Source organism: Streptomyces sp. NPDC057654 (genome assembly GCF_042800135.1).
Lineage (GTDB): Bacteria > Actinomycetota > Actinomycetes > Streptomycetales > Streptomycetaceae > Streptomyces.
In genome coordinates this window covers 1-4,550 of sequence record NZ_JBHVHQ010000710.1, presented here as the reverse complement: position 1 = coordinate 4,550, position 4,550 = coordinate 1, and the positions used below count along the sequence as shown (strand labels likewise).

Below are 4,550 nucleotides of genomic sequence, written 5' to 3'. Positions count from 1 at the left end.
GTGAGGCCCTTGAGGCCCGTACCGCGGGCGGCGTCGGGGCCGGCGGCCGGTTCGGCGGGGCCGCGGCCGTCGTCGGTGATCTCCAGATGGACGCCGTCTGGCTTGCCGCGGACCTCCACCGAGCAGGTCGCCGCGCCGCTGTGCCGTACGACATTGGTGACGCCCTCACGCACCACCCAGCCCAGCAGCGCCTCGGTCTGCGGCGGCAGCGGCGGGCCGGACCGGGTGACGCCGGTCTCGATGCCGGACGCCTCCAGGAGGGAACGGGCGCGGTCGAGTTCCGTGGCCAGGCTGCCCTCGCGGTAGCCGGAGACGGCCTCGCGGATCTCGGTGAGCGCCTGCCGGCCGACCGCCTCGATGTCGGCGGCCTGGCCGAGCGCGGCGTCCAGGTCGCGGGGCGCGAGGCGGCGTACGGCCTCGGCCTTCACGACGATCACGGACATGGTGTGCCCGAGCAGGTCGTGCAGATCGCGGGAGAAGCGCAGCCGCTCCTGCTCGACGGCGCCGCGCGCCAGCTCCTCGCGGGTGTTGCGGAGCTTGGTCACGGTCTCGAAGAGGGTGAGGACCATGGCGACGACCACGCCGGAGAGCAGGGTGCCGTACCCCATGAGCGCCGCGTCGCCCCCGTCGCCGAACATTCCGGTGACGGCGCCGGCCGAGCTGGAGAAGATGATCATCGTGATGCCCAGGGCGCGCTCCGTGCCGCGCAGCGTGACGCCCGCGCTGATCGCCAGCAGGAGGAAGCACCGGGTCCATTCGGATCCGTAGCCGATGGCGAGGGCGTAGGTGACCGCGGCCTCGGCGGCGAGCAGGGTTCGGGCCAGGCCGGAGCGGCGACGCTCGTCGAAGCCCAGGGCGATGGTGCCGGAGTAGCAGACCGCGAAGGCGAGCAGCCCCGCGGCGGCGAGCCAGGGCAGCGGCGGTTCGCCCTTGGCGACGTCGATGACGTTCCCGCTGATGATGAAGAGCCATGGCAGGAAGGCCCATTTGTTCGGTGCCCTGTTCGGGACGTTGGCCAGCGGATCGCTCATGTCCATGACCTTACGCAGACGGCCGAGAGCTGGGCAGATACGGATGTCCGGGGCTGGCTGTGACATTTGTACCGGCGGCCGGGGGAGGGCCGTCGGTGCCGTATACCTGATGGTGCGTCAGTAGTGCTCTTCACAGTGGCCGGGCGATCGGCTATACATGGGCCACCGGCTAGAACGCGTTCTAAAACGACGCGAGCGGCCGGTCGTAACGGCTCCGGCGCGATCGACGGTGCGGACGGCCGCGCCGGAGCTGGGCGACCGGACCGGATCGCCGGCCGTGCGCCACCGACCGCCATCGCCAACCGCTGAGCACGCACCACCGCCGTCCACACGCACCGCCCCGCCGTTCACGCACCACCGCCGTCCGCGAACCACCGCCACGTGGCGAAGGAGCAGTACCCCATGCCCATCGATGCCGCGAAGGCCACCTCGGCCGCGCCCCGCAGTACCGATCTCACCTGGGACCACAAGGACATCCAGCTCTACCACCTGGGCATCGGCGCGGGCCGCCCCGCCACCGACCCCGACGAACTCCGCTACACCCTGGAGAGCAAGCTGCACGTGCTCCCCAGCTTCGCGACCGTCGCGGGCGCCGGCATGGCCGTCGTCGGCGGCCTCAACGCCCCCGGCATCGACGTCGATCTCGCCGCCGTCCTGCACGGCAGCCAGCGGATCGAGCTGCACCGCCCCATCCCCGTCAAGGGCGCGGCCACCCAGACCTCCACCGTCCCCGCCGTCTACGACAAGGGGAAGGCCGCCGTCATCGTGCTGCGCTCCGAGGTCGCCGACGCCGACGGGCCGCTGTGGACCTCCGACACCCAGATCTTCGTACGCGGCGAGGGCGGCTTCGGCGGCGAACGCGGCCCCTCCAGCCGCCTCGAACTCCCCGACCGCGCGCCCGACCACACCGTCGAGCGCGCCATCCGCGAGGACCAGGCCCTCCTCTACCGGCTCTCCGGCGACTGGAACCCGCTGCACGCCGACCCCGAGTTCGCCAAGCTCGCCGGGTTCGACCGGCCGATCCTGCACGGGCTCTGCACGTACGGCGTCGCCCTCAAGGCCGTCGTGGACACCGCGCTCGGCGGCGACGTGACACGCGTACGCGCGTACTCCGCGCGCTTCACGGGCGTCGTCTTCCCCGGCGAGACCCTGCGCCTGCGCATGTGGCGGGGGGACGGCCGGGTCCAGGTGTCGGTCACCGCCGCCGAGCGGGACGACTCGCCGGTCCTCGCGGACACCGTCGTCGAGTACGCGTAACGCGACTACGCGAGTACGCAGGCACGCCCAGCAACCGACCGCACCCGTACGCACCTTATGTAAGGAGCCGCACCATGCGCGCAGCCGTGCAGCAGGAGATCGGACAGGACAAACTGGAGGTCTTCGACGACGTCGAGGCGGTCGGCTTCGGCCCCGGCAAGGTCAAGATCCGGATCAAGGCCACCGGACTCTGCCACTCCGACGTCTCCGCGATGAACGGCGTGCTGCCGCAGCCCGCCCCGTTCGTCCCCGGCCACGAGGGCGCGGGCGAGATCGTCGACGTCGGCGACGGGGTGAGCGGCCTCGCCCAGGGGGACCGCGTACTCGTCTGCTGGCTGCCCGCCTGCGGCACCTGCCCGTCCTGCAAGCGCGGCCAGAGCCAGCTGTGCCTGACCGGCTTCATGAACGCGGGCACCCCCAACTTCAAGCGCCCCGGCGGCGACGTCTTCGGCTTCGCCGGCACCGGCACCTTCACCGAGGAGGTCGTGGTCGGGGCCGGCTGCGCCGTGCCGATCCCCGACGACGTGCCGTACGAGATAGCGGCGCTCATCGGCTGCGGCGTGACCACCGGCCTCGGGGCCGTCTTCAACACCGCGAAGGTCGAGGCCGCCTCGTCCGTCGCCGTGATCGGCTGCGGCGGCGTCGGCCTCTCCGTCATCCAGGGCGCGCGGGCCGGCGGCGCGGCGCAGATCGTCGCCGTCGACCCGGTCGCCTCCCGGCGCGAGGCCGCGCTGCGGTTCGGGGCGACGGAGGCGGTGGCGCCGGACGGACTGGCCGACGCCAAGGCCCGGATCACGGGCGGCGAGGGCTTCGACTACGTCTTCGAGGTCGTCGGCAAGTCCGCCACCGCCCGCACCGCGTACGAGAACACCCGGCGCGGCGGCACCCTGTGCGTCGTCGGGGCGGGCGCGATGGACGACAACTTCCAGGTCAACATGTTCGAGCTGTTCTTCGACGAGAAGCGGATCCTGCCCTCCCTGTACGGCGGGGGCGATGTGCTGCGGTCCTACGAGCGGTCCATCGCGCTCTGGCGCGCCGGCCGCATCGACCTCGAAGGGCTGATCACCCACCGGGTCCGGCTCACCGAGATCAACGACGCGCTCGACCAGATGCGTACGGGCGAGGCGCTGCGCACCTGCATCGAACTGTGAACGCGCGCCAAGCCCCCCGCGCGCGCCACGCCCCAAACGCTCACCGCGAACGCGAACGCTAGGAGACGCACATGTCACTCCAGGGCAGGACGGCCATCGTCACCGGCGCCGGCCGCGGCCTCGGCCGCGCCGAAGCGCTCGAACTGGCGCGGCTCGGCGCCAACGTCGTCGTCAACGACCTCGGACGGCCCGGCCGCGACGGCTCCGGCGAGGCGTCGGCCGCACCCGCCGAGGAGGTCGCCGAGGAGATCCGCGCCGCGGGCGGCCAGGCGGTCGCCCACCTCGGCGACGTGGCCGACTTCGAGGGCGCGCGGGGGCTCGTACAGCTGGCCGTCGACACCTACGGGCAGCTGGACATCCTCGTGAACAACGCGGGCATCCTGCGGGACCGGATGGTCTTCTCGATGAGCGAGGAGGAGTGGGACACCGTCATCCGCGTCCATCTCAAGGGCCACTTCAACACCGTGCACTTCGCGTCCGTCCACTGGCGCGAGCGGTCCAAGGCGACGGGCGGGCCGGTCTACGGGCGGATCGTCAACACCTCCTCCGAGGCGTTCCTCGCGGGCTCGGCCGGGCAGCCCAACTACGCGGCGGCCAAGGGCGGCATCGTCGGCCTCACCACGTCGAGCGCCGCCGCCCTCGGCAAGTACGGCGTCACCGCCAACGTGATCTGCCCGCGCGCCCGCACCCGGATGACCGAGGACGTCTTCGCCGGGTTCGAGGTGCCCGAGGACGGCGACCTGGACGCGCTCGCCCCCGAGCACGTCTCGCCGCTCGTCGGCTATCTCGCCTCGCCGTCGGCCGCGCACGTCAACGGCCAGTGCTTCGTCGTGCACGGCGGCATGGTCGCGGTCCTCGAACGTCCCAAGGTGGCGGCCAAGTTCGACACCGGCAAGGACCGCTTCAGCGCGGCCGAACTGGACGAGCTGCTGACCCCGTACTACGAGGGGCGCCCGCCGAACGAGACGTTCGCGGCCGTGGAGGTGCTGGGGCTCAAGCACGGCGGCTGATACGGGTCGGTACCGGCTGATACCGGCTGATACGCGCGGCTACGGCCATTCGTGCGCCGTTGACCGCATGCGACAGTGGCCGCCTCGGGACGACCCCGGGG

The 4,550-nt window shown here is 72.2% G+C and carries 4 protein-coding genes; 3 read left to right on the top strand and 1 reads right to left on the bottom strand.

Annotated features, from left to right (window positions below):
- Positions 1-1,031: sensor histidine kinase (locus ACFU99_RS34190; RefSeq protein WP_384399628.1), on the bottom strand; the 1,031-nt coding region annotated here is incomplete at its 3' end.
- 402 nt (positions 1,032-1,433) lie between these two features.
- Between ACFU99_RS34190 and ACFU99_RS34185 the strand changes: the two genes are divergently transcribed.
- From ACFU99_RS34185 to ACFU99_RS34175, 3 genes are all read left to right on the top strand, one after another.
- Entirely contained in the window at positions 1,434-2,288 is an 855-nt protein-coding gene (locus tag ACFU99_RS34185) for a MaoC/PaaZ C-terminal domain-containing protein (protein ID WP_384399625.1), read from the top strand.
- Between the two features lie 74 nt (positions 2,289-2,362).
- The gene (locus ACFU99_RS34180) at positions 2,363-3,439 is read left to right on the top strand and encodes a Zn-dependent alcohol dehydrogenase (protein WP_384399622.1); all 1,077 of its coding nucleotides are present in this window, start codon (positions 2,363-2,365) and stop codon (positions 3,437-3,439) included.
- 71 nt (positions 3,440-3,510) lie between these two features.
- Positions 3,511-4,449 (top strand): 3-oxoacyl-ACP reductase, encoded by a 939-nt coding sequence (locus tag ACFU99_RS34175; RefSeq protein ID WP_384399619.1) that lies wholly within the window; start codon positions 3,511-3,513, stop codon positions 4,447-4,449.
- The last annotated feature ends 101 nt before the right edge of the window (positions 4,450-4,550 follow it).

What these genes read in the sequence shown, in the direction of transcription:
- ACFU99_RS34185 (WP_384399625.1), top strand. Translation starts at nt 1,434, where the DNA reads ATGCCCATCGATGCCGCGAAGGCCACCTCGGCCGCGCCCCGCAGTACC.
- ACFU99_RS34180 (WP_384399622.1), top strand. Translation starts at nt 2,363, where the DNA reads ATGCGCGCAGCCGTGCAGCAGGAGATCGGACAGGACAAACTGGAGGTC.
- ACFU99_RS34175 (WP_384399619.1), top strand. Translation starts at nt 3,511, where the DNA reads ATGTCACTCCAGGGCAGGACGGCCATCGTCACCGGCGCCGGCCGCGGC.